Consider the following 21,230-nt stretch of genomic DNA (forward strand, 5'->3'; position numbering starts at 1 on the left):
CAAGAATTAGATCCCCTCGGGGACTAGCAAAACGGAGAGCCGAAAATGGCAAAGAGTAAGTTTGAGCGCAACAAGCCGCACGTCAACATCGGCACGATCGGCCACGTTGACCACGGCAAGACGTCTCTGACGGCAGCGATCACGAAGTACTTCGGTGAGTTCAAGGCGTACGATCAGATCGACGCGGCTCCGGAAGAAAAGGCCCGTGGCATCACCATTTCGACGGCGCACGTCGAATATGAGACGCCGGCCCGTCACTATGCGCACGTCGACTGCCCCGGCCACGCCGACTACGTCAAGAACATGATCACCGGTGCTGCCCAGATGGACGGCGCGATCCTGGTGTGCTCGGCCGCCGACGGCCCGATGCCGCAGACGCGCGAACACATTCTGCTGGCCCGCCAGGTTGGCGTTCCGGCGATCGTGGTGTTCCTGAACAAGGTCGACCAGGTTGACGACGCCGAGCTTCTCGAACTGGTCGAGCTCGAAGTTCGCGAACTTCTGTCGTCCTACGACTTCCCGGGCGACGATATCCCGGTCGTCAAGGGTTCGGCGCTTGCTGCTCTTGAAGACAGCGACAAGAAGATCGGCGAAGACGCGATCCGCGAGCTGATGGCTGCGGTCGATGCCTACATCCCGACGCCTGAGCGCCCGATCGACCAGCCGTTCCTGATGCCGATCGAAGACGTGTTCTCGATCTCGGGCCGCGGTACGGTTGTGACCGGCCGCGTCGAGCGTGGCATCGTCAAGGTTGGCGAAGAAGTCGAGATCGTCGGCATCCGTGCGACCTCGAAGACGACGGTGACCGGCGTTGAAATGTTCCGCAAGCTGCTCGATCAGGGCCAGGCCGGCGACAACATCGGCGCTCTGGTTCGCGGTGTGAACCGTGACGGCGTCGAGCGTGGCCAGATCCTGTGCAAGCCGGGCTCTGTCAAGCCGCACAAGAAGTTCATGGCTGAAGCCTACATCCTGACGAAGGAAGAGGGTGGCCGTCATACGCCGTTCTTCACCAACTACCGTCCGCAGTTCTACTTCCGCACGACCGACGTGACGGGCATCGTGACGCTGCCGGAAGGCACGGAAATGGTTATGCCTGGCGACAACGTCACGGTTGCCGTCGAGCTGATCGTTCCGATCGCGATGGAAGAAAAGCTGCGCTTCGCAATCCGCGAAGGCGGCCGCACCGTCGGCGCCGGTATCGTTGCTTCGATCGTCGAGTAATGAGCGGCTGGGCCACCAGGCCCAAGGAAAGGATAGGGACGCCGATCTCGGTGTCCCTCTCGATCTTTGAAACCGGTGGCCCGCTAACGTAACTGAAGGTAAGTCGTGTCCCTGAATGGTGACACGCGGATAACAGACACAAGGATAAAGTCGAATGAACGGCCAGAATATCCGCATCCGCCTGAAGGCGTTCGATCACCGGATTCTCGATGCCTCCACGCGCGAGATCGTATCGACGGCTAAGCGCACCGGTGCAAGCGTCCGGGGCCCCGTTCCGCTTCCGACCCGCATCGAGAAGTTTACGGTCAACCGGTCCCCGCACATCGACAAGAAGAGCCGCGAACAGTTCGAGATGCGCACGCACAAGCGCCTTCTCGATATCGTTGACCCGACCCCGCAGACGGTAGACGCGCTGATGAAGCTCGATCTCGCCGCCGGTGTCGATGTTGAGATCAAGCTCTGAGACCTCGGGTCTTCGGGCTGAGTGAGAAGGATTGAACCGATGCGTTCAGGTGTGATTGCACAGAAGGTGGGAATGACCCGCGTCTATAACGACGCCGGTGAGCATGTCCCGGTAACGGTACTGCGCATGGAGGCCGTCCAGGTCGTTGCCACGCGTACTGTCGAAAAGAATGGCTATACCGCAGTTCAGCTCGGTGCCGGCCAGGCGAAGGTGAAGAACACGTCGAAGGCGATGCGCGGCAACTTTGCTGTCGCCAACGTCGAGCCGAAGGCGAAGCTTCAGGAATTTCGTGTCTCCGAAGACAATCTTCTGGAGATCGGTACTGAGCTTAAAGCCGGCCACTTTGCAGCCGGTCAGCTCGTCGACGTGACGGGCACGACGATCGGTAAGGGTTTTGCCGGCGCTATGAAGCGCCATGGTTTCGGCGGTCTGCGCGCCACGCACGGTGTGTCGGTATCGCACCGCTCGCACGGTTCGACCGGCTCGCGCCAGGATCCGGGCAAGGTATTCAAGAACAAGAAGATGGCTGGTCACATGGGCCAGACGCGCGTAACGACTCAGAACCTGGAAGTGGTTTCGACCGATGAAGATCGCGGTCTGATCCTGATCAAGGGTGCAGTGCCCGGTTCCAAGGGTGCCTGGATCATCGTGCGCGATGCCGTCAAGTCGGCAGCGAAGTAAGGGAGCCGGACCAATGGAATTCAACGTCAAGACCCTCGAGGGAAAAGACGCAGGGAAGGTTTCTCTTTCTGATGCGATTTTCGGCCTCGAGCCCCGCGAAGACATTCTCGCCCGCGTCATCCGCTGGCAGCTTGCCAAGAAGCAGCAGGGCACCCACAAGGCAAAGGGCCGCGCTGAAGTTTCGCGCACCGGCGCCAAGATGTACAAGCAGAAGGGTACGGGCCGCGCCCGCCACCATTCGGCTCGCGCTCCGCAGTTCCGCGGCGGCGGCAAGGCTCACGGCCCGGTCGTCCGCAGCCACGAGCACGACCTTCCGAAAAAGGTTCGCGCACTTGGCCTTCGCCACGCCCTTTCGGCCAAGATCAAGGCCGATGACGTCATCGTCATCGACAACCTGGTTGCCGCCGAAGCCAAGACCAAGGCGCTCGCGTCCGTTTTCGAGACGCTCGGCCTGACCAACGCCCTCTTCATCGGCGGCGCAGAACTTGACGGCAACTTCAAGCTCGCAGCTCAGAACATCCCGAACATCGATGTTCTGCCGATCCAGGGCATCAACGTTTACGACATCGTGCGCCGCGGCAAGCTCGTGCTTTCCAAGGCTGCGGTTGAAGCGCTAGAGGAGCGATTCAAGTGACCGATCTTCGCCACTACGATGTGATCGTCTCTCCGGCGATCACCGAAAAGTCCACGCTGGTCTCCGAAAACAACCAGGTTGTTTTCAATGTCGCCAAGCAGGCGACAAAGCCGGAAATCAAGGCTGCTGTCGAGGCGCTGTTCGGCGTCAAGGTCACGGCCGTCAACACTCTGCTGCGCAAGGGCAAGACCAAGCGGTTCCGCGGTTTCGTCGGCAAGCAGAAGGACGTGAAGAAGGCTGTTGTGACCCTGGCTGAAGGCCAGACGATCGACGTCTCCACCGGTCTCTGAGGTATAAGAAAATGGCATTGAAAACATTCAATCCGATCACCCCGAGCCAGCGCCAGCTGGTCATCGTCGACCGTTCGGCCCTCTACAAGGGCAAGCCGGTCAAGGCGCTGACGGAAGGCCTGACCAAGAGCGGCGGTCGTAACAACCTCGGCCGCATCACCGCCCGCTTCATCGGCGGCGGTCACAAGCGCACCTATCGTCTGATCGACTTCAAGCGTCGCAAGTTCGACGTCGAGGGCACAGTCGAGCGTATCGAATACGATCCGAACCGCACGGCTTTCATCGCGCTGGTGACCTATGCTGACGGTGAGAAGGCTTACATTCTCGCTCCTCAGCGTCTCGCTGCCGGTGACAAGGTCATCGCTTCCGAGAAGGCTGTCGACGTCAAGCCCGGCAACACCATGCCGCTGCAGTTCATCCCGGTCGGCTCCATCATCCACAATGTGGAAATGAAGCCGGGCAAGGGTGGTCAGATCGCTCGCTCCGCCGGTGGCTACGCGCAGCTCGTCGGCCGCGACCAGGGCATGGCGATCCTTCGCCTGAACTCCGGTGAACAGCGTCTCGTTCATGGCTCCTGCCTTGCTTCGATCGGCGCCGTGTCCAACCCGGATCACGCCAACATCAACGACGGCAAGGCCGGTCGTACCGTTTGGCGCGGCAAGCGTCCGCACAACCGCGGTGTCGTCATGAACCCGGTCGACCATCCGCACGGCGGTGGTGAAGGCCGCACCTCCGGTGGTCGCCATCCGGTGACACCGTGGGGCAAGCCGACCAAGGGCAAGCGCACCCGGTCGAACAAGTCGACCGACAAGATGATCATGCGCTCGCGTCATCAGCGTAAGAAGTAAGAGAGGAAGTCTCCAATGGCTCGTTCAGTATGGAAAGGTCCGTTCGTTGACGGCTATCTTCTCAAGAAGGCTGAGAAGGTTCGTGAAGGCGGACGTGCAGAAGTGATCAAGATCTGGAGCCGTCGCTCCACGATCCTGCCGCAGTTCGTCGGTCTTACCTTCGGCGTCTACAACGGCAGCAAGCATATCCCGGTCAGCGTCAATGAAGACATGGTCGGTCACAAATTCGGTGAATTCTCTCCGACCCGCACCTACTACGGTCACGGCGCGGACAAGAAGGCGAAGAGGAAGTAACAATGGGCAAGGCAAAAGCCGAACGCCGGCTGAAGGACAACGAGGCGCAAGCAGTCGCCCGCACGCTCCGCGTCAGCCCCCAGAAGCTCAACCTGGTTGCTGCGGCTATCCGCGGCAAGAAGGTCGAGCGCGCACTCGCTGAGCTGGAGTTCTCCCGCAAGCGCATCGCAGGTGCCGTCAAGAAGACGCTCGAATCTGCGATCGCCAACGCCGAGAACAACCACGATCTCGACGTCGACGCTCTCGTCGTCGCCGAGGCCTATGTCGGCAAGTCGATCGTCATGAAGCGTTTCCACGCTCGTGGTCGCGGTCGTGCGTCGCGCATTGAAAAGCCCTTCGCGCACCTGACGATCGTCGTTCGTGAAGTGCAGGCAGTAGAGGAGGCCGCATAATGGGTCAGAAAATCAATCCAATCGGTTTCCGTCTTGGCATCAACCGTACCTGGGATAGCCGCTGGTTTGCGGACAATGCCGAGTACGGCCAGCTGCTGCACGAAGACCTGAAGATGCGCAAGTTCGTCATGAGCGAACTGAAGCAGGCCGGGATCTCCAAGGTGGTCATCGAGCGTCCGCACAAGAAGTGCCGCGTCACGATCCACTCGGCACGTCCGGGCCTGATCATCGGCCGCAAGGGCGCCGACATCGACAAGCTCCGCAAGAAGCTGTCGGACATGACGAATTCGGAAACGCACCTCAACATCGTCGAAGTGCGCAAGCCCGAAGTCGATGCGACGCTGGTCGCTCAGTCGATCGCCCAGCAGCTCGAGCGCCGCGTGGCTTTCCGCCGCGCCATGAAGCGCGCCGTTCAGTCCGCGATGCGTCTTGGCGCCGAAGGCATCAAGATCACCTGCGCCGGTCGTCTCGGCGGCGCTGAAATCGCTCGTACGGAATGGTACCGCGAAGGTCGTGTGCCGCTGCACACGCTGCGCGCCGACATCGACTACGGCACGGCTGAAGCAGAAACCGCATTCGGCATCTGCGGCATCAAGGTCTGGATCTTCAAGGGCGAAATCCTTGAGCACGATCCGATGGCTTCCGAGCGCCGTGCGATGGAAGGTGACGCCCAGGGTCCGGCAAGCCGTGATCGTGACCGCGACAGAGACCGTCGCCGCGACAACGCTTGATAGCGCGCGTGGCAGAGAAGTTCGGAGAATAAGAAAATGTTGCAGCCAAAGCGTACCAAGTACCGCAAGCAGTTCAAGGGCCGCATCAAGGGCGTCGCCAAGGGCGGTTCTGACCTGGCATTCGGCGAATTCGGCCTGAAGGCTCAGGAACCCAACCGCGTCAACGCGCGCGAGATCGAAGCGGCCCGCCGCGCGATCACGCGTTATATGAAGCGCGCCGGCCGTGTATGGATCCGCGTGTTCCCGGACGTTCCGGTAACCGCAAAGCCGACCGAAGTCCGCATGGGTAAGGGTAAGGGCTCCGTTGAATACTGGGCATGCAAGGTCAAGCCCGGCCGTATGATGTTCGAGATCGATGGTGTCAGCGAAGAAATCGCCCGCGAGGCGCTTCGTCTCGGCTCTGCCAAGCTCTCGGTCAAGACGCGCTTCGTTCAGCGCATTGCAGAGTAAGGGATTGAGCTCATGAAAGCCTCAGATGTTCGCGGCTTCACCGCCGACCAACTCAAGGACGAGCTTGCCAAGCTGAAGAAGGAGCAGTTCAACCTGCGCTTCCAGAAGGCGACCGGCCAGCTCGAAAAGTCCTCGCGCATCAACGAGGTCCGCAAGGACATCGCCCGCGTGAAAACCATTGCCCGCCAGAAGGCGGCAGAAGTTAAGGCCTAAAGGAAGAAAAATATGCCGAAGCGCATCCTGCAGGGCGTCGTCGTTGGCGACAAGAACGAGAAGACGGTAGTGGTTCGCGTCGAGCGTCGTTTCGCTCACCCGCTGCTCCAGAAGACCGTTCGTCGTTCCAAGAAGTACAAGGCCCACGACGAGAACAACCAGTACAAGATTGGCGATACCGTATCCATCGAGGAATGCGCGCCGATCTCCAAGGACAAGCGCTGGACGGTGATTTCCGCCCAGGGCCAGTAACAGAATTTTGTGCGAGGCCTTGCGTCTCGCCGAAATATCTGTATGAAGCAGCGTCAGAACGCTCGAATGCCGGGCGTTCTTTTGCTTTGAGCGCACGGAAGGTCCCGTTCGGGAAACCACCCTGGCACGATCGATCCCGCGCTATTCAGCTATTGCCGCGTCTGTGTTGCCGTCATGGCAGCTCGGCCGGCGAAAATTTTCATAAGCCGGAGTAGGGGGCTAGCCCAACCATTCCGGTAAACCAAGAAGGCGACCTGATATGATTCAGATGCAAACAAACCTCGACGTCGCGGATAATTCCGGCGCACGTCGTGTCATGTGCATCAAGGTGCTGGGCGGCTCGAAGCGCAAGTATGCCTCGATCGGCGACGTTATCGTCGTTTCGATCAAGGAAGCGATCCCGCGCGGCCGTGTGAAGAAGGGTGACGTGATGAAGGCGGTTGTCGTTCGCACCGCCAAGGATATCCGTCGTCCGGATGGCTCCGTCATCCGCTTCGACACCAACGCAGCAGTCCTCATCGACAACAAAAAAGAGCCGATCGGCACCCGTATCTTCGGACCGGTTCCGCGCGAACTTCGCGCCAAGAACCACATGAAGATCATCTCGCTGGCTCCCGAAGTACTGTAAGGAGCGAAGCGATGCAGAAGATTCGTAAGGGCGACAAGGTCGTCATGCTCGCTGGCAAGGACAAGGGCCGTACCGGCGAAGTTGTCCAGGTCATGCCGAAGGAAGATCGTGCCGTTGTTCGTGGCGTCAACGTCGTCAAGCGCCATCAGCGCCAGACGCAGACCCAGGAAGCCGGCATCATCAACAAGGAAGCCCCGGTCCACCTGTCCAACGTTGCAATCGTCGACAAGGACGGCAAGCCGACCCGCGTCGGTTTCAAGGTTGTTGACGGCAAGAAGGTCCGTGTGGCCAAGCGTTCTGGAGAAGTGATCGATGGCTGAGGCAAAATACGAGCCGCGGCTCAAGAAGGAATATGTCGAGCGCATCCGCAAGGCGATGCAGGAGCAGTTCTCCTACGCCAACGAGATGATGATCCCGAAGCTCGACAAGATCGTGATCAACATGGGTGTTGGCGAAGCGACCGCTGACTCGAAGAAGCCGACGGTTGCTGCCGCCGACCTCGCAGCGATCGCCGGCCAGAAGCCGGTCATCACCCGCGCACGCAACTCCATCGCAGGCTTCAAGGTCCGCGAACAGATGCCGATCGGCGCGAAGGTCACCCTGCGCGGCGCCCGCATGTACGAGTTCCTGGACCGTCTCGTGAACATCGCGCTCCCGCGCGTTCGCGACTTCCGCGGCCTGAACCCGAAGAGCTTTGACGGCCGTGGCAACTTCGCCATGGGCATCAAGGAGCACATTGTGTTCCCTGAGATCAACTACGACAAGGTTGATCAGATGTGGGGCATGGACATCATCGTTTGCACGACGGCGACGACCGACGACGAAGCACGGGCTCTTCTGAAAGAGTTCAGCTTCCCGTTCCGTCAATAACCGTAACGACGAGCGTAGAAAAGGAACCTGACATGGCGAAGACAAGCGCAGTTGAAAAGAACAAGCGCCGCCGTACTACGGTCGCAAACCAGGCCGCGAAGCGGGCTGCGTTGAAGGCGATCATCATGAACCAGGCTCTTCCGATCGAAGAGCGGTTCAAGGCCTCGATCAAGCTGGCATCCCTGCCGCGTGATGGATCGAAGACCCGTATTCGCAACCGTTGCGAAGTTTCGGGGCGTCCGCGCGCATATTACCGCAAACTGCGCATGTCGCGTATTGCGCTGCGTGAACTGGGCAATCTCGGCAAGGTGCCGGGTATCGTCAAGTCGAGCTGGTAAGGAGCAGGTTACATGACAATGACTGATCCGTTGGGCGATATGCTCACCCGTATCCGTAACGGCGCTTCCCGCCGCAAGTCGTCGGTCTCGACGCCTGCGTCCAAGCTCCGTGCACGTGTTCTCGATGTCCTGCAGTCCGAAGGCTACATCCGTGGCTATTCCGTTGTCGATTTCGGCAATGGCAAGTCGGAACTCAGCATCGAGCTGAAATATTATGAAGGCGCATCGGTGATCCGTGAGATCGGCCGTGTGTCCAAGCCGGGCCGCCGGGTTTATGTCTCGGTCAAGTCCATTCCGCAGGTCGCGAACGGCCTCGGCATCACCATCCTTTCGACTCCGAAAGGTGTGATGGCCGATCACCAGGCTCGCGAACAGAACGTTGGTGGCGAGGTTCTTTGCTCGGTCTTCTAAGGCCGGGCAAGGATTTCCATAGCGAACAGACAGGATTGAAACATGTCTCGTATCGGTAAAAAGCCCGTTCAGGTGCCTGCTGGGATCACGGCTACGGTCGATGGCCAGAAGGTGACTGCAAAGGGCCCGAAGGGCGAGCTGTTTTTCGTTGCAAATGACGAAATCAGCCTCAAGCTCGAAAACAACGCGGTCGTCGTGACGCCCGTAAACCAGACCAAGGATGCACGTTCGAAGTGGGGCATGTCCCGCACGATGATCGAAGGCATCTTCAAGGGCGTCAAGGACGGCTTTGAGCGCAAGCTTGAAATCAACGGCGTCGGTTACCGCGCTTCTCTGCAGGGCAAGAACCTGCAGCTGGCTCTCGGTTTCAGCCATGATGTGATCTATGAGCCGCCGGTCGGCATCACGATCGCCGTTCCGAAGCCGACTGAAATTGTTGTCTCCGGCATCAATAAGCAGCAGGTTGGTCAGGTCGCCGCTGAAATCCGCGAATATCGCGGTCCCGAGCCCTACAAGGGCAAGGGCGTCAAGTACGCTGACGAGCGGATCGTCCGCAAAGAAGGCAAGAAGAAGTAAGGATCACGCGAAATGGCTAGCAGGAAAGAAGCACTTGCACGTCGTGCCAACCGCGTGCGCCGTCATCTCAAGTCGGTGGCCAATGGCCGTCCGCGCCTGTCGGTTCATCGCTCCTCGAAGAACATCTACGCCCAGGTCATCGATGATGTGGCCGGCAAGACGCTTGCGTCTGCCTCCACCCTCGATAAGGATCTGCGCGGTTCTCTGAAGACCGGTGCCGATACCGCCGCCGCTGCCGTTGTCGGCAAGCTCGTTGCCGAGCGCGCCTCCAAGGCCGGTGTTACGGAAGTCGTGTTCGACCGTGGCGCCTTCATCTATCACGGCCGCATCAAGGCTCTCGCCGATGCAGCCCGCGAAGGCGGTCTCACCTTCTGATCAGTTTCCGGCCGGACGCTTTTAGCGCCGGCCGGATTTCACCGGACCGCAGGCACTCTCCGAAAGGGGAGGCTGATGCGGTCCACATTTGTTTGCCGATTGCACCCGGAAAAGAAAAAGGAAGAGGACAATGGCACAGGAAAGAAGGCCGCAGCGGGAAGACCGCCAGAGCCGTGAAGAGCGCGATAGCGAGTTCGTCGACAAGCTGGTCGCGATCAACCGCGTCGCCAAGGTCGTCAAGGGCGGCCGTCGTTTCGGTTTCGCAGCACTCGTCGTCGTCGGCGACCAGAAGGGCCGCGTCGGCTTCGGCCATGGCAAGGCACGCGAAGTGCCGGAAGCCATCCGCAAGGCAACCGAAGCCGCCAAGCGCGAACTGATCTTCGTACCGCTGCGTGACGGCCGTACGCTGCATCACGACGTTCATGGCCGCCACGGCGCCGGCAAGGTTCTGCTGCGCTCGGCCAAGGTCGGTACCGGCATCATCGCCGGCGGTCCGATGCGCGCCGTATTCGAAACCCTCGGCATGCATGACGTCGTCGCCAAGTCGACTGGTTCGTCGAACCCCTACAACATGGTTCGCGCCACCTTCGACGCTCTGAAGCACCAGGTTCACCCGAAGGACATCGCAGCTCAGCGCGGCATCAAGTATGCAACGCTGCAGGCTCGTCGTAGCGCCTCCGGCAACGCCTCTGAAGAATAAGAGGAGTCTGACAGATGGCCAAGGCTACCAAGAAGGCTGAAGCGAAGACTGTCACGATCGAACAGATCGGCAGCCCGATTCGCCGTCCGGATGTTCAGCAGCGCACGCTGATCGGTCTCGGACTGAACAAGATGCACCGTCGCCGCACGCTGGAGGATACTCCTTCCGTTCGTGGCATGATCCGTGCTGTCCAGCATCTCGTTCGCGTCGTCGACGAGAAGTGAGACGGAGGAAACGCTCATGAAACTCAATGAAATTAAAGACAACGAAGGCTCGACTCACAGCCGCAAGCGCCTCGGCCGCGGTATCGGTTCGGGCTCGGGCAAGACCGGCGGTCGCGGTGTGAAGGGTCAGAAGTCCCGTTCGGGCGTCGCCATCAACGGCTTCGAAGGCGGCCAGATGCCGATCTATCGTCGCCTGCCGAAGCGCGGCTTCAACAACATTTTCGCTTCCGATTTTGTTGTCGTGTCGCTCGGCCGTATCCAGGCCGCGATCGACGCCGGCAAGCTCGACGCCAAGGCGACCGTTGACGCAGCTGCCCTCAAGGCCGCTGGCGTCATCCGTCGCCCGAAGGATGGCGTGCGCGTTCTCGCCGACGGCGAGCTCAAGGCCAAGATCACCATCGTCGTTGCAGGCGCTTCCAAGCCTGCCGTCGAGAAGATCGAAAAGGCCGGCGGCGCCGTGACGCTGCTTTCGGCTCCGGCTGCTGCCGAATAATAATCTGATGATATATCGCCCGGGGTGCTTCACACCGGGCGATTTTGCTCCCATATGTGGGCCTCACAAAAACTTGGCTGGCGCGCCCGCGTCATGCCGGTAAGACTAAAACGAGGGTGAGGCATGGGGTTGCATTGCAATCCGTTCTGAACCCGGTTTTGAATAATTTTCATACTGATTCCGGGGCCGGCCTATCCCCCAGAGACGCCGGAATTGGTAGCGCGGAGAATCGCATGGCTTCTGCAGCGGAACAATTGGCATCCAACCTCAATTTTTCGACCTTTGCCAAAGCCGAGGATTTGAAGAAGCGCTTGTGGTTCACACTGGCAGCTCTCCTCGTCTACAGGCTCGGCACCCATATTCCGCTTCCGGGTCTCAATCCCGAAGCCTATGCCCAGGCTTTCCGCGGCCAGGCAGGCGGCATTCTCGGCCTTTTCAACATGTTCTCGGGCGGTGCTGTCCAGCGCATGGCGATCTTCGCGCTCGGCATCATGCCCTATATCTCTGCTTCGATCATCGTGCAGCTCATGACCTCGGTCGTGCCGGCGCTCGAAAACCTCAAGAAGGAGGGCGAGCAGGGCCGCAAGATCATCAACCAGTATACCCGCTATGGCACCGTCATCCTCGGTGCGCTGCAGGCCTACGGCATTGCCGCCGGCCTTGAGAGCGGCCAGGGCCTCGTCGTCGAGCCGGGCTGGTTCTTCCGTGTGTCGACCGTTCTGACGCTGCTCGGCGGCACGATGTTCCTGATGTGGCTCGGCGAGCAGATCACCTCGCGCGGCATCGGCAACGGCATCTCGCTGATCATCTTCGCCGGCATCGCCGCCGGTCTTCCGACAGCTCTTGCCGGCACGCTCGAACTCGGCCGCACCGGCGCACTGTCGACCTTCCTCATCCTGCTCGTCATTATCGTCGCGATCGGCGTCATCGGCGTCATCGTCTTCGTCGAGCGGGCGCAGCGCCGGCTGCTGATCCAGTATCCGAAGCGCCAGGTCGGCAACCGCATGTTCCAGGGCGATACCTCGCACCTGCCGCTGAAGCTCAACACCTCGGGCGTCATTCCGGCGATCTTCGCCTCGTCGCTGCTGCTGCTGCCGGCAACGCTTGCGGGCTTTGCCAACACCACGGCGATGCCCTCCTGGGCGACGTCGATCGTCGCGGCGCTCGGCCACGGCCAGCCGCTCTACATGGTGCTCTATGCAGCGCTGATCGCCTTCTTTGCCTTCTTCTATACGGCCATCGTCTTCAATCCGAAGGACACGGCCGACAATCTGAAGAAGCATGGCGGCTTCATTCCCGGCATCCGCCCGGGCGAGCGCACCGCCGAATATATCGACTACGTGCTGACCCGAATCACGGTGATCGGCGCGCTCTATCTCGTCTTCGTCTGCATCCTTCCGGAGATCTTGGTGTCGCAAACCGGCATCCCATTATCCCTTGGTGGGACTTCGCTTTTGATCGTGGTTAGCGTAACTCTTGATACGGTTGCACAGATCCAGGGTCACCTGATCGCGCAGCAATACGAAGGCCTGATCAAGAAATCGAAGTTGCGTGGAGGAAAGAGGGGGCGATGAGACTTATCCTTTTGGGGCCGCCAGGCGCGGGTAAGGGAACCCAGGCCCAGCGGATCGTGGAAAGGCACGGCATTCCGCAGCTTTCCACGGGGGACATGCTGCGTGCAGCGGTCAACGCCGGTACGGATGTCGGTAAGCGCGCCAAAGCGGTCATGGACGCCGGCAAGCTTGTCTCCGATGAGATCGTTATCGCTATCGTTTCCGAGCGAATCGATCAGCCCGATTGCGCCAATGGCTTCATTCTCGACGGTTTCCCGAGGACGCTCGTCCAGGCGGATGCCACCGAGGCAATGCTGAGGGCAAAGGGCCTCGGCCTGTCCGTCGTCATCGAATTCCGTGTCGATGATGAGGAACTGGTCCGTCGTGTCGCCGGTCGCTACTCCTGCGCACAGTGCGGCGGCGTCTATCACGATACCGACAAGGTTCCTGCTGCCGAAGGCGTCTGCGACAAGTGCGGTTCCACCCACTTCAAGCGCCGTCCGGATGACAATCCGGAGACCATGACGGCGCGGCTGCAGGTCTACTACAAGGAAACCTCGCCGCTGATCGGCTATTACCATGCCAAGGGCAAACTCAGGTCCGTGGACGGCATGGCGGAGATCGATCAGGTGACGGCAGAGGTCGAAAGCATTCTTTCCAAGCTTTAAGGCTTTGAAAATAAACTTGGTGGAACGGTTGCTTTTCAGCAGTGATTCCGCTAAACACCGCGCCAACTCGCGACATTCCATGCGATCGGCGCGGATTTCCCAGGGAAGTCCGGGTGCGGTCGTTTTGACATGTTGCGGACGTAAATCTGAACGAGCGGTTCCAAAGGCCGCGTAACGAAGCCCACTTGCCGGATGGCAACTGGAATGCAAGGAGAACAGGCGTGGCACGTATCGCTGGCGTCAACATCCCGACTGCGAAGCGCGTTGTTATCGCGCTGACCTACATTCACGGGATCGGTCCGAAATTCGCACAGGAAATCGTCGAGAAGGTCGGTATCCCGGCTGAGCGTCGTGTGCATCAGCTGACGGACGCAGAAGTCCTTCAGATCCGCGAAGCCATCGACCGCGACTATCAGGTCGAAGGTGATCTTCGTCGCGATACCGCGATGAACATCAAGCGTCTGATGGACCTCGGCTGCTACCGCGGCCTGCGTCATCGCCGCGGCCTTCCGGTCCGCGGTCAGCGCACGCACACCAATGCCCGCACCCGTAAGGGTCCGGCAAAGGCAATCGCTGGTAAGAAGAAGTAATTTCCGGGAAACCGGGGTAGGGAGGCTGGCGGTCTGCGCCGGCCTCTTTTGAGTTTGGAGCGGGACCATATAGGCGCCGTTCCGGTGTAGCCGCTGGCATTACGGCGGTGAAGAGATCAACGAAAGGAATACCATGGCTAAGGAAGCCGTCCGCGTTCGCCGTCGCGAGCGCAAGAATATCTCGTCGGGTGTCGCCCACGTCAACTCGACCTTCAACAACACGATGATCACCATCACCGATGCGCAGGGCAATGCGATCGCTTGGTCGTCGGCTGGCGCCAAGGGCTTCAAGGGCTCGCGCAAGTCGACCCCGTTCGCTGCCCAGATCGCTGCCGAAGACTGCGCCAAGAAGGCTCAGGAACACGGCATGAAGTCGCTGGAAGTCGAAGTCTGCGGTCCGGGTTCGGGTCGCGAATCGGCTCTGCGTGCGCTCCAGGCTGCAGGTTTCATGATCACGTCCATCCGCGACGTGACCCCGATCCCGCACAATGGCTGCCGTCCGCGCAAGAAGCGCCGCGTCTGATCATCGCTCTCGTCACTGGTGAGCGCCTTGGCGCTCCCGGTGGTTTTCAAGCTCGGTTGCCACGATTGGATGGTGGCAACGAACGGAAGGCAAACTCATGATTCAGAAGAACTGGCAGGAACTGATCAAGCCGAACAAGGTGGAGTTCTCTTCGAGCTCGCGCACCAGGGCGACGCTTGTTGCCGAACCGCTGGAGCGCGGCTTCGGCCTGACCCTCGGCAATGCGCTTCGCCGCGTTCTGCTCTCCTCGCTGCGCGGCGCTGCCGTCACGGCGGTGCAGATCGATGGCGTGCTGCATGAATTCTCCTCGATTCCGGGCGTCCGCGAAGACGTGACGGACATCGTGCTCAACATCAAGGAAATCGCCATCAAGATGGATGGCGACGACGCAAAGCGCATGGTCGTGCGTAAGCAGGGCCCGGGCGTTGTCACGGCTGGCGACATTCAGACGGTCGGCGATATCGAAATCCTCAACCCCGAGCATGTGATCTGCACGCTCGACGAGGGCGCCGAAATCCGCATGGAGTTCACCGTCAACAACGGCAAGGGCTATGTTCCGGCCGAACGCAATCGTGCGGAAGATGCTCCGATCGGTCTCATCCCGGTCGACAGCCTCTATTCGCCGGTCAAGAAGGTGTCCTACAAGGTTGAAAATACCCGCGAAGGACAGGTTCTCGACTACGACAAGCTGAACATGACCATCGAAACCGATGGCTCGATCACCGGCGAAGACGCCGTCGCTTTCGCGGCGCGCATCCTCCAGGATCAGCTTGGCGTCTTCGTCAACTTCGACGAGCCGCAGAAGGAAACCGAAGAGGAAGCAGTCACCGAACTCGCTTTCAACCCGGCTCTCCTCAAGAAGGTGGACGAACTCGAACTGTCGGTCCGTTCGGCAAACTGCCTGAAGAACGACAACATCGTCTACATCGGCGACCTCATTCAGAAGACCGAAGCAGAAATGCTCCGCACGCCGAATTTTGGTCGCAAGTCGCTGAACGAAATCAAGGAAGTTCTCGCTTCCATGGGCCTGCACCTCGGCATGGAAGTGCCGGCATGGCCGCCCGAGAACATCGAAGATCTCGCCAAGCGTTACGAAGACCAATACTGAGCGGCGTGAGGAAAAGTGTGAAGCGGTTTTCCGCCCGCACGCCGATCGCGAGAACATAACAAAAGGCAGGCTCTTTCGGCTGCCTTTCCCCGTCAAACAGCAGGCCGATCGCCTGCATGTGCCAGGAAACGGCAGGCCCACTTAGCGTAAGGGCACCTGCATTAAAGGAGAATAGCAATGCGCCATGGTAAAGCCGGCCGCAAGCTGAATAGAACTGCAAGCCATCGCAAGGCGATGTTCGCCAACATGGCGGCTTCGCTGATTACCCACGAGCAGATCGTCACGACCCTGCCGAAGGCCAAGGAAATCCGTCCGATCGTCGAGAAGCTCGTCACGCTCGGCAAGCGCGGCGACCTGCATGCTCGCCGCCAGGCGATCTCGCAGATCCGCGATGCTGCCGTCGTTTCGAAGCTGTTCGACACGATCGCAACGCGTTACGCCACCCGCAATGGCGGTTACCTGCGCATCATGAAGGCCGGCTTCCGCCAGGGCGACAACGCCGCCATGGCCGTTGTCGAATTCGTTGATCGCGACACCTTTGCCAAGGGCGCAGCCGACAAGGCCCGCGTCGCTGCCGAAGAACAGGCCGTCGCCGCTTAATCTTTCGCTCCGGCGGAACAAAACAGCCGGGCTGCAAAGCCCGGCTTTTTTTGTTTCTGATATAGTGACGGGACCGGCTCCATTGCGCAAAATCATTCAGACTCGCTCTCCGCAGCTCCTTCGTCTGGCCGCCCTGTTTCTCGTTCTCGGGCTGGTGCTCCGCAGGTTTGGCTATGCGGCCGATCTGCCTTTCATCGTCGTCAAATATGGCGGATCGGCGCTCTGGGGAGCGATGGTCTATCTGCTCGTGGCGCTCTTGGTCGCAAGGTCACGGCCGACAGCAATTGCCGTCGCAGCGCTGTTCATAGCGATCTCAGTGGAATTGTTCCGGCTCTATCATACGCCCTGGCTCGACGCCTTTCGGCTGACCACGGCGGGCGCGCTGCTGCTTGGGCGGATATTCTCGCTTTGGAATATGCTGGCTTATGCCATCGGCATCGCCGCGGCCTGGGCCCTTGATCCAGCATATCGGTGATCCATTCTCGCCGGTCGCTTACGCCTCGGATGGCGACGCCACGGCGCGATTGCGTGGCCGTCCTTGGCCCTTCTTTCGGCTGCGTGCGATCGGCCGATAGGAGCGGTAGAGGATGAGCGCGATGATCAGCCCGACATAGATATATTGCTCGAGATCGAGGATCTTGGTCGAGAGCGCGAAATGCAGCGCCCCGCTGGCGGCGATGATGTAGACGAGGCGGTGCAGCCAGATCCAATTCTTGCCGAGGCGGCGGATCGAAAAATTGTTGGATGTCAGCGCCAGCGGAATGAGCATCGCAAGCCCGGCCATGCCGAACATGATGAAGGGGCGCTTCAGCACATCGTTGATGACCGCAGGAATGTCCATCGCCTGGTCGAGCACCATGTAGACGGTGAAGTGCATCAGCGCGTAATAAAAGGTCAGCAGGCCGAGCGCGCGGCGATAGCGCAGATAGTTCCAGCCGAAAAGCTCGCGGGCAGGGGAGACGGCAAGCGTTGCGATCAGGAAACGGATCGTCCAGATGCCGAGGAAGAGCTCGAAGGTCTTGACCGGATCGGCGCCGAGCTGATCGGTCGCCCCGAGATAGAAGGTCCAGGCGGCGGGCGCGAGCCCGACGACATAAAGCAGCCAGATGGAAGCGGGCTGCCAGCGCTTGGGGATGGCGAGCGACAGTTCCGCCATCAGAAATTCGCCTTCAGATCCATGCCGGCATAGAGGCTCGCCACCTCGTCGGCATAGCCGTTGAAGGGTAGGGTGGGATGGCGGCTCGCGCCAAAGAAGCCGCTTTCGCCGATGCGCCGTTCGCTGGCTTGGCTCCAGCGTGGATGGTCGACGGCAGGATTGACGTTGGCGTAGAAGCCGTATTCCTGCGCATTGGTGACCTGCCAGGTATTCTTGGGCTGCTGGTCGGTGAGTGTGATCCTGACGATCGACTTGATGCCCTTGAAGCCGTATTTCCACGGCACGACGAGCCGGATCGGCGCGCCGTTCTGGTTCGGCAGCGTTTCGCCATAAAGCCCGACGGCAAGCAGCGTCAGCGGATGGCGCGCCTCGTCCAGGCGCAGACCCTCGACATAGGGCCAGTCGAGCGACTGGAAGAAGCCCTTCTGCCCCGGCATCTCCTCCGGCCGCACCACGGTTTCGAAGGCGACGTATTTGGCGCTGCCGAGCGGCTCCACCTTTTCGAGCAGCGATGCCAGTGGAAAGCCGTCCCAGGGAATGACCATCGACCAGGCCTCGACGCAGCGCATCCGATAGGTGCGCTCCTCGATCGGGAATTCCTTGATCAGCGCCTCGAGGTCGAAAGTGCCGGGCTTGTTGACCATGCCGTCGACCTTGACCGTCCAGGGCAGCGGCTTGAAATCGCCGGAAAGAGCGGCGGGGTCACCCTTGTCGAGGCCGAATTCATAGAAGTTGTTGTAGGTGGTGACGTCCTTGATCGGCGTCGGCTTCTCGTCGACCTTGTACTTGCTCTCTACGGCGGAAAGCGCCGCAGCACTCGCCTTGCCGGCGCTGTAGAGCGCCATGGCGCCAAGCGCTGCCGCGCCGAGAAATTCACGACGGCGCACATAGACCTGGCGCGGCGTGATCTCCGATGACGCGATCTTCGGCGGGCGATAGCTTGGCATGTCGAAACCTCCTGGGCGGATTTCTGCAATATAGTCTTTAAACGAACCATCCGCATGTTCGGATGAGTCTCTAAGCCTTGAATATTGCTGACGGGAAGCCAATTTTTTGTGTTCGGCCGTGATGGAATAGGCTGTAACGAAACGTCGCGCCGAACCGTATATGAAAGATGGGCCTATGACGCTTGGCCGATGGCGTACCGGATTTGAGCTTCGCGGTAGTGACAGCCCCCGTCGATTGGATTAGGACAATTCCAAAAAGCAGCGTTGCCCGGCCCGCAGGCTCTATGCCGCCCCGCTTCGCCTGACTATTCCGACACATCGAGGAAGACACCGATGCCAGCTTACCGTTCCAGAACCACGACCCACGGCCGCAACATGGCAGGCGCGCGCGGCCTTTGGCGCGCCACGGGCATGAAGGATTCGGATTTCGGCAAGCCGATCATCGCGGTGGTGAATTCCTTCACCCAGTTCGTGCCCGGCCACGTGCACCTGAAGGACCTCGGCCAGCTCGTTGCCCGGGAAATCGAGGCGGCTGGCGGTGTCGCCAAGGAATTCAACACCATCGCGGTCGATGACGGCATCGCCATGGGCCATGACGGCATGCTCTATTCGCTGCCCTCGCGCGAGCTCATCGCCGACAGCGTCGAATACATGGTCAATGCCCATTGCGCCGACGCCATGGTCTGCATCTCCAACTGCGACAAGATCACTCCCGGCATGCTGATGGCGTCGCTGCGCCTCAACATCCCCACAGTCTTCGTCTCCGGTGGCCCGATGGAAGCCGGCAAGGTCGTGCTGCACGGCAAGACGCACGCCCTCGACCTGGTCGATGCCATGGTCGCCGCAGCCGACGACAAGATCAGCGACGAGGACGTCCAGACCATCGAACGCTCGGCCTGTCCGACCTGCGGCTCCTGCTCCGGCATGTTCACTGCTAATTCGATGAACTGCCTGACGGAAGCGCTCGGTCTGTCGCTGCCCGGCAACGGCTCGACGCTCGCCACCCACGCCGACCGCAAGCGGCTGTTCGTCGAGGCCGGCCACCTGATCGTCGATCTCGCCCGCCGTTATTACGAGCAGGACGACCTCAAGGCGCTGCCGCGCACCATCGCCTCCAAGCAGGCCTTCGAGAATGCCATGGCGCTCGACATCGCCATGGGCGGTTCGACCAATACGGTCCTGCACATCCTGGCTGCCGCCCATGAAGGCGAGATCGATTTCACCATGAGCGATATCGACGCGCTGTCGCGCCGCGTGCCGTGCCTGTCGAAGGTCGCACCGGCCAAGAGCGATGTTCATATGGAAGACGTGCACCGCGCCGGCGGCATCATGTCGATCCTCGGCGAACTCGATAAGGGCGGTCTCTTGAACCGCGATTGCCCGACCGTGCATGCCGAGACGCTGGGCGATGCGATCGACCGCTGGGATATCACCCGCACCAACAGCGAAACCGTCCGCAATTTCTATCGCGCCGCACCCGGCGGCATCCCCACCCAGGTCGCTTTCAGCCAAGAGGCCCGCTGGGACGAACTCGACACCGACCGCCAGAACGGCGTCATCCGCTCGGTCGAACATCCCTTCTCCAAGGATGGCGGCCTTGCCGTGCTCAAGGGCAACCTTGCGGTTGACGGCTGCATCGTCAAGACGGCCGGCGTCGATGAATCGATCTTGAAATTCTCCGGCCCCGCCCGCGTCTTCGAAAGCCAGGATGCCTCCGTCAAGGCGATCCTTGCCAACGAGGTGAAGGCCGGCGACGTCGTCGTCATCCGCTACGAGGGCCCGAAGGGCGGCCCGGGCATGCAGGAAATGCTCTATCCGACGAGCTATCTGAAGTCGAAGGGCCTGGGCAAAGCCTGCGCGCTGATCACCGACGGCCGCTTCTCCGGCGGCACCTCCGGCCTGTCGATCGGCCACGTCTCGCCGGAAGCGGCAAATGGCGGCACGATCGGCCTGGTGCGCGAAGGCGACATGATCGACATCGACATCCCCAACCGCACGATCAGCCTGCGTGTCAGCGAGAGCGAACTTGCCGCCCGCCGCGCCGAACAGGACGCCAAGGGCTGGTATCCCACAGAAGTCCGCAAGCGCAACGTCACGACCGCGCTGAAGGCCTACGCCGCCTTCGCAACGAGTGCGGACCGCGGTGCCGTGCGCGATCTGAACGCCCGCTGACTCATCTGAACCGACGACTTACTGATTAAAAGTCAGCTGCTCTTCCAACCGGTCGCTTTCAAAGCGGCCGGTTGATGTTTTTATAAGACTCGCCGAGCTGCTTCAGCCGCTCGTCATAGGCAGCCTTAATGCAAGTTGCATCGGCCCCACATTCCTGCCGTTTCTTCAGCCAGGCCGTCTGTTCGTCCTGCAGGGTTCCGCGCGAACCCATCGCCAGCAGGCCGGAGAGCAGCTCGAAAGTCGTCACCATCTTCACATCGGCGTCGTTGAGCGCGCGGTTGTCGCAGATCGCCTTTTCATCCGACTTCAATTCTTTCGCCTCGCAATCGAAACTGGCCGCCTGTGCCAGATGCGATGTGAGGAGCAGGATCGCCAAACCGAGAGCGGCGGACATTGCGCGTGTTATCATCATCATCATCTTTCTTGCCGCCGATCAGGCCAGCTTGCTGAGTGCCAGAGCCAGGAAGATGATGCAGGCGAGCCAGACGGCAAGGATGAAGATCAATCCGAGACGGCCGGAAGGGCGCTCGATGCGTCTTGCCGCCTCAGCGCGAAGCTCGTTCATCACCTCGGCCGGGACAAGCCGCGTCGCCAGCAGGATGCCGAGCGGCACGATCAGCAGATCGTCGAGATAGCCGAGCACCGGAATGAAATCCGGGATCAGATCGACGGGCGACAGCGCGTAGGCGGCAACGGCGCCGGCCACCGCTTTCGCATACCACGGTACGCGCGCATCACGCGCGGCCAGCCACAGCGCAACGATGTCACGCTTCAGTGACTTCGCCCAGGTTTTGGCTTTTGATATCAGCTGCATGGCCAAACTTCCTGA

34 protein-coding genes are annotated in these 21,230 nt (G+C 60.5%); 30 read left to right on the plus strand and 4 right to left on the minus strand.

Features of this window, described 5'->3' with window-relative positions:
• Positions 1-45: 45 nt before the first annotated feature.
• The 29 genes from tuf (at position 46) to PO860_RS06750 (ending at position 16,601) form a co-directional block, all read left to right on the plus strand.
• Positions 46-1,221: an elongation factor Tu gene (tuf, locus tag PO860_RS06610; RefSeq protein WP_003573803.1), complete on the plus strand. Its 1,176-nt coding sequence runs from the start codon at positions 46-48 to the stop codon at positions 1,219-1,221.
• A gap of 154 nt (positions 1,222-1,375) precedes the next feature.
• Positions 1,376-1,684, plus strand: coding sequence for a 30S ribosomal protein S10 (rpsJ, locus tag PO860_RS06615; protein ID WP_003547547.1), 309 nt, complete (start codon positions 1,376-1,378; stop codon positions 1,682-1,684).
• 39 nt (positions 1,685-1,723) lie between these two features.
• On the plus strand, positions 1,724-2,365 hold the full coding sequence (gene rplC / locus PO860_RS06620; protein WP_003573801.1) for a 50S ribosomal protein L3: 642 nt from the start codon (positions 1,724-1,726) through the stop codon (positions 2,363-2,365).
• Between the two features lie 13 nt (positions 2,366-2,378).
• The gene (gene rplD, locus PO860_RS06625) at positions 2,379-2,999 is read left to right on the plus strand and encodes a 50S ribosomal protein L4 (RefSeq protein ID WP_003578669.1); all 621 of its coding nucleotides are present in this window, start codon (positions 2,379-2,381) and stop codon (positions 2,997-2,999) included.
• Positions 2,996-3,289, plus strand: a complete 294-nt coding sequence (locus tag PO860_RS06630) for a 50S ribosomal protein L23 (protein ID WP_003547550.1) — start codon at positions 2,996-2,998, stop codon at positions 3,287-3,289. The genes rplD and PO860_RS06630 overlap by 4 nt, the downstream gene beginning before the upstream one ends.
• A gap of 11 nt (positions 3,290-3,300) precedes the next feature.
• A complete protein-coding gene (gene rplB, locus PO860_RS06635) occupies positions 3,301-4,137 on the plus strand; it encodes a 50S ribosomal protein L2 (RefSeq protein WP_003573799.1) in 837 nt (278 codons plus the stop codon).
• 15 nt (positions 4,138-4,152) lie between these two features.
• Positions 4,153-4,431, plus strand: coding sequence for a 30S ribosomal protein S19 (rpsS, locus tag PO860_RS06640; RefSeq protein ID WP_003573797.1), 279 nt, complete (start codon positions 4,153-4,155; stop codon positions 4,429-4,431).
• A gap of 2 nt (positions 4,432-4,433) precedes the next feature.
• On the plus strand, positions 4,434-4,823 hold the full coding sequence (rplV, locus tag PO860_RS06645) for a 50S ribosomal protein L22 (protein ID WP_003573794.1): 390 nt from the start codon (positions 4,434-4,436) through the stop codon (positions 4,821-4,823).
• Positions 4,823-5,554, plus strand: coding sequence for a 30S ribosomal protein S3 (gene rpsC / locus PO860_RS06650; RefSeq protein WP_003587196.1), 732 nt, complete (start codon positions 4,823-4,825; stop codon positions 5,552-5,554). The genes rplV and rpsC overlap by 1 nt, the downstream gene beginning before the upstream one ends.
• A gap of 36 nt (positions 5,555-5,590) precedes the next feature.
• Positions 5,591-6,004 (plus strand): 50S ribosomal protein L16, encoded by a 414-nt coding sequence (rplP, locus tag PO860_RS06655; RefSeq protein WP_003573792.1) that lies wholly within the window; start codon positions 5,591-5,593, stop codon positions 6,002-6,004.
• A gap of 12 nt (positions 6,005-6,016) precedes the next feature.
• Positions 6,017-6,217: a 50S ribosomal protein L29 gene (rpmC, locus tag PO860_RS06660; RefSeq protein ID WP_003547556.1), complete on the plus strand. Its 201-nt coding sequence runs from the start codon at positions 6,017-6,019 to the stop codon at positions 6,215-6,217.
• Positions 6,218-6,229: 12 nt separating this feature from the next.
• Positions 6,230-6,469, plus strand: coding sequence for a 30S ribosomal protein S17 (gene rpsQ / locus PO860_RS06665; RefSeq protein ID WP_003573791.1), 240 nt, complete (start codon positions 6,230-6,232; stop codon positions 6,467-6,469).
• Between the two features lie 259 nt (positions 6,470-6,728).
• Positions 6,729-7,097: a 50S ribosomal protein L14 gene (rplN, locus tag PO860_RS06670; RefSeq protein ID WP_003573790.1), complete on the plus strand. Its 369-nt coding sequence runs from the start codon at positions 6,729-6,731 to the stop codon at positions 7,095-7,097.
• A gap of 11 nt (positions 7,098-7,108) precedes the next feature.
• Positions 7,109-7,417 (plus strand): 50S ribosomal protein L24, encoded by a 309-nt coding sequence (gene rplX / locus PO860_RS06675; RefSeq protein ID WP_097622109.1) that lies wholly within the window; start codon positions 7,109-7,111, stop codon positions 7,415-7,417.
• Positions 7,410-7,967 carry a 50S ribosomal protein L5 gene (gene rplE, locus PO860_RS06680; protein WP_003573788.1) on the plus strand — a complete coding sequence of 186 codons (558 nt, stop codon included), beginning with the start codon at positions 7,410-7,412 and terminating at the stop codon, positions 7,965-7,967. The genes rplX and rplE overlap by 8 nt, the downstream gene beginning before the upstream one ends.
• Positions 7,968-7,999: 32 nt before the next feature.
• A complete protein-coding gene (gene rpsN / locus PO860_RS06685; RefSeq protein ID WP_003573787.1) occupies positions 8,000-8,305 on the plus strand; it encodes a 30S ribosomal protein S14 in 306 nt (101 codons plus the stop codon).
• Positions 8,306-8,317: 12 nt separating this feature from the next.
• Entirely contained in the window at positions 8,318-8,716 is a 399-nt protein-coding gene (rpsH, locus tag PO860_RS06690) for a 30S ribosomal protein S8 (RefSeq protein ID WP_003547562.1), read from the plus strand.
• A 42-nt stretch (positions 8,717-8,758) separates the two neighbouring features.
• On the plus strand, positions 8,759-9,292 hold the full coding sequence (rplF, locus tag PO860_RS06695) for a 50S ribosomal protein L6 (protein WP_003578670.1): 534 nt from the start codon (positions 8,759-8,761) through the stop codon (positions 9,290-9,292).
• Between the two features lie 12 nt (positions 9,293-9,304).
• The gene (rplR, locus tag PO860_RS06700) at positions 9,305-9,667 is read left to right on the plus strand and encodes a 50S ribosomal protein L18 (RefSeq protein WP_097615811.1); all 363 of its coding nucleotides are present in this window, start codon (positions 9,305-9,307) and stop codon (positions 9,665-9,667) included.
• A gap of 130 nt (positions 9,668-9,797) precedes the next feature.
• A complete protein-coding gene (gene rpsE / locus PO860_RS06705) occupies positions 9,798-10,367 on the plus strand; it encodes a 30S ribosomal protein S5 (protein WP_003573784.1) in 570 nt (189 codons plus the stop codon).
• Between the two features lie 14 nt (positions 10,368-10,381).
• On the plus strand, positions 10,382-10,591 hold the full coding sequence (gene rpmD / locus PO860_RS06710; protein WP_003547566.1) for a 50S ribosomal protein L30: 210 nt from the start codon (positions 10,382-10,384) through the stop codon (positions 10,589-10,591).
• A gap of 16 nt (positions 10,592-10,607) precedes the next feature.
• Positions 10,608-11,084, plus strand: coding sequence for a 50S ribosomal protein L15 (gene rplO / locus PO860_RS06715; RefSeq protein ID WP_097622107.1), 477 nt, complete (start codon positions 10,608-10,610; stop codon positions 11,082-11,084).
• 233 nt (positions 11,085-11,317) lie between these two features.
• Positions 11,318-12,658, plus strand: coding sequence for a preprotein translocase subunit SecY (secY, locus tag PO860_RS06720; protein ID WP_183606600.1), 1,341 nt, complete (start codon positions 11,318-11,320; stop codon positions 12,656-12,658).
• The gene (locus PO860_RS06725) at positions 12,655-13,305 is read left to right on the plus strand and encodes an adenylate kinase (protein WP_273884003.1); all 651 of its coding nucleotides are present in this window, start codon (positions 12,655-12,657) and stop codon (positions 13,303-13,305) included. The genes secY and PO860_RS06725 overlap by 4 nt, the downstream gene beginning before the upstream one ends.
• A 221-nt stretch (positions 13,306-13,526) precedes the next feature.
• Positions 13,527-13,895: a 30S ribosomal protein S13 gene (rpsM, locus tag PO860_RS06730; protein ID WP_003573772.1), complete on the plus strand. Its 369-nt coding sequence runs from the start codon at positions 13,527-13,529 to the stop codon at positions 13,893-13,895.
• A 133-nt stretch (positions 13,896-14,028) separates the two neighbouring features.
• Positions 14,029-14,418: a 30S ribosomal protein S11 gene (gene rpsK / locus PO860_RS06735; RefSeq protein WP_003547577.1), complete on the plus strand. Its 390-nt coding sequence runs from the start codon at positions 14,029-14,031 to the stop codon at positions 14,416-14,418.
• Positions 14,419-14,515: 97 nt separating this feature from the next.
• Entirely contained in the window at positions 14,516-15,526 is a 1,011-nt protein-coding gene (locus PO860_RS06740) for a DNA-directed RNA polymerase subunit alpha (protein ID WP_003547579.1), read from the plus strand.
• 177 nt (positions 15,527-15,703) lie between these two features.
• Positions 15,704-16,126, plus strand: a complete 423-nt coding sequence (gene rplQ, locus PO860_RS06745; RefSeq protein WP_003573769.1) for a 50S ribosomal protein L17 — start codon at positions 15,704-15,706, stop codon at positions 16,124-16,126.
• Positions 16,127-16,208: 82 nt separating this feature from the next.
• Positions 16,209-16,601 carry a ribosomal maturation YjgA family protein gene (locus PO860_RS06750; RefSeq protein ID WP_273884002.1) on the plus strand — a complete coding sequence of 131 codons (393 nt, stop codon included), beginning with the start codon at positions 16,209-16,211 and terminating at the stop codon, positions 16,599-16,601.
• 18 nt (positions 16,602-16,619) lie between these two features.
• Here the strand turns inward: PO860_RS06750 and msrQ are convergent, their stop codons facing one another.
• Together msrQ and msrP are read right to left on the minus strand one after the other, a co-directional pair.
• The gene (msrQ, locus tag PO860_RS06755; RefSeq protein ID WP_183606602.1) at positions 16,620-17,282 is read right to left on the minus strand and encodes a protein-methionine-sulfoxide reductase heme-binding subunit MsrQ; all 663 of its coding nucleotides are present in this window, start codon (positions 17,280-17,282) and stop codon (positions 16,620-16,622) included.
• Positions 17,282-18,229: a protein-methionine-sulfoxide reductase catalytic subunit MsrP gene (msrP, locus tag PO860_RS06760; protein WP_273884000.1), complete on the minus strand. Its 948-nt coding sequence runs from the start codon at positions 18,227-18,229 to the stop codon at positions 17,282-17,284. Before msrP ends, msrQ begins: the two co-directional genes overlap by 1 nt.
• Before the next feature lie 333 nt (positions 18,230-18,562).
• Here msrP and ilvD point away from each other — a divergent pair, with 333 nt between their 5' ends.
• Complete coding sequence (gene ilvD / locus PO860_RS06765; protein ID WP_273883999.1) at positions 18,563-20,401, plus strand: dihydroxy-acid dehydratase; 1,839 nt, start codon at positions 18,563-18,565, stop codon at positions 20,399-20,401.
• Between the two features lie 58 nt (positions 20,402-20,459).
• On the opposite strand, the gene PO860_RS06770 is transcribed toward ilvD, so the two are convergent.
• Together PO860_RS06770 and PO860_RS06775 are read right to left on the minus strand one after the other, a co-directional pair.
• The gene (locus PO860_RS06770) at positions 20,460-20,813 is read right to left on the minus strand and encodes a lysozyme inhibitor LprI family protein (protein ID WP_273883998.1); all 354 of its coding nucleotides are present in this window, start codon (positions 20,811-20,813) and stop codon (positions 20,460-20,462) included.
• Between the two features lie 21 nt (positions 20,814-20,834).
• On the minus strand, positions 20,835-21,215 hold the full coding sequence (locus PO860_RS06775; RefSeq protein WP_183606606.1) for a YkvA family protein: 381 nt from the start codon (positions 21,213-21,215) through the stop codon (positions 20,835-20,837).
• Positions 21,216-21,230: the final 15 nt, after the last annotated feature.

Origin of the sequence: Rhizobium binxianense, assembly GCF_028994275.1 — a bacterium.
Taxonomy (GTDB): domain Bacteria; phylum Pseudomonadota; class Alphaproteobacteria; order Rhizobiales; family Rhizobiaceae; genus Rhizobium; species Rhizobium binxianense.

Bases quoted from the DNA above. Each gene is read 5' to 3' on its own strand.
- tuf (WP_003573803.1), top strand. From the start codon at position 46: ATGGCAAAGAGTAAGTTTGAGCGCAACAAGCCGCACGTCAACATCGGC.
- rpsJ (WP_003547547.1), top strand. From the start codon at position 1,376: ATGAACGGCCAGAATATCCGCATCCGCCTGAAGGCGTTCGATCACCGG.
- rplC (WP_003573801.1), top strand. From the start codon at position 1,724: ATGCGTTCAGGTGTGATTGCACAGAAGGTGGGAATGACCCGCGTCTAT.
- rplD (WP_003578669.1), top strand. From the start codon at position 2,379: ATGGAATTCAACGTCAAGACCCTCGAGGGAAAAGACGCAGGGAAGGTT.
- rplB (WP_003573799.1), top strand. From the start codon at position 3,301: ATGGCATTGAAAACATTCAATCCGATCACCCCGAGCCAGCGCCAGCTG.
- rpsS (WP_003573797.1), top strand. From the start codon at position 4,153: ATGGCTCGTTCAGTATGGAAAGGTCCGTTCGTTGACGGCTATCTTCTC.
- rplV (WP_003573794.1), top strand. From the start codon at position 4,434: ATGGGCAAGGCAAAAGCCGAACGCCGGCTGAAGGACAACGAGGCGCAA.
- rpsC (WP_003587196.1), top strand. From the start codon at position 4,823: ATGGGTCAGAAAATCAATCCAATCGGTTTCCGTCTTGGCATCAACCGT.
- rplP (WP_003573792.1), top strand. From the start codon at position 5,591: ATGTTGCAGCCAAAGCGTACCAAGTACCGCAAGCAGTTCAAGGGCCGC.
- rpmC (WP_003547556.1), top strand. From the start codon at position 6,017: ATGAAAGCCTCAGATGTTCGCGGCTTCACCGCCGACCAACTCAAGGAC.
- rpsQ (WP_003573791.1), top strand. From the start codon at position 6,230: ATGCCGAAGCGCATCCTGCAGGGCGTCGTCGTTGGCGACAAGAACGAG.
- rplN (WP_003573790.1), top strand. From the start codon at position 6,729: ATGATTCAGATGCAAACAAACCTCGACGTCGCGGATAATTCCGGCGCA.
- rplX (WP_097622109.1), top strand. From the start codon at position 7,109: ATGCAGAAGATTCGTAAGGGCGACAAGGTCGTCATGCTCGCTGGCAAG.
- rplE (WP_003573788.1), top strand. From the start codon at position 7,410: ATGGCTGAGGCAAAATACGAGCCGCGGCTCAAGAAGGAATATGTCGAG.
- rpsN (WP_003573787.1), top strand. From the start codon at position 8,000: ATGGCGAAGACAAGCGCAGTTGAAAAGAACAAGCGCCGCCGTACTACG.
- rpsH (WP_003547562.1), top strand. From the start codon at position 8,318: ATGACAATGACTGATCCGTTGGGCGATATGCTCACCCGTATCCGTAAC.
- rplF (WP_003578670.1), top strand. From the start codon at position 8,759: ATGTCTCGTATCGGTAAAAAGCCCGTTCAGGTGCCTGCTGGGATCACG.
- rplR (WP_097615811.1), top strand. From the start codon at position 9,305: ATGGCTAGCAGGAAAGAAGCACTTGCACGTCGTGCCAACCGCGTGCGC.
- rpsE (WP_003573784.1), top strand. From the start codon at position 9,798: ATGGCACAGGAAAGAAGGCCGCAGCGGGAAGACCGCCAGAGCCGTGAA.
- rpmD (WP_003547566.1), top strand. From the start codon at position 10,382: ATGGCCAAGGCTACCAAGAAGGCTGAAGCGAAGACTGTCACGATCGAA.
- rplO (WP_097622107.1), top strand. From the start codon at position 10,608: ATGAAACTCAATGAAATTAAAGACAACGAAGGCTCGACTCACAGCCGC.
- secY (WP_183606600.1), top strand. From the start codon at position 11,318: ATGGCTTCTGCAGCGGAACAATTGGCATCCAACCTCAATTTTTCGACC.
- PO860_RS06725 (WP_273884003.1), top strand. From the start codon at position 12,655: ATGAGACTTATCCTTTTGGGGCCGCCAGGCGCGGGTAAGGGAACCCAG.
- rpsK (WP_003547577.1), top strand. From the start codon at position 14,029: ATGGCTAAGGAAGCCGTCCGCGTTCGCCGTCGCGAGCGCAAGAATATC.
- PO860_RS06740 (WP_003547579.1), top strand. From the start codon at position 14,516: ATGATTCAGAAGAACTGGCAGGAACTGATCAAGCCGAACAAGGTGGAG.
- rplQ (WP_003573769.1), top strand. From the start codon at position 15,704: ATGCGCCATGGTAAAGCCGGCCGCAAGCTGAATAGAACTGCAAGCCAT.
- msrQ (WP_183606602.1), bottom strand. From the start codon at position 17,282: ATGGCGGAACTGTCGCTCGCCATCCCCAAGCGCTGGCAGCCCGCTTCC.
- msrP (WP_273884000.1), bottom strand. From the start codon at position 18,229: ATGCCAAGCTATCGCCCGCCGAAGATCGCGTCATCGGAGATCACGCCG.
- ilvD (WP_273883999.1), top strand. From the start codon at position 18,563: ATGCCAGCTTACCGTTCCAGAACCACGACCCACGGCCGCAACATGGCA.
- PO860_RS06770 (WP_273883998.1), bottom strand. From the start codon at position 20,813: ATGATGATAACACGCGCAATGTCCGCCGCTCTCGGTTTGGCGATCCTG.
- PO860_RS06775 (WP_183606606.1), bottom strand. From the start codon at position 21,215: ATGCAGCTGATATCAAAAGCCAAAACCTGGGCGAAGTCACTGAAGCGT.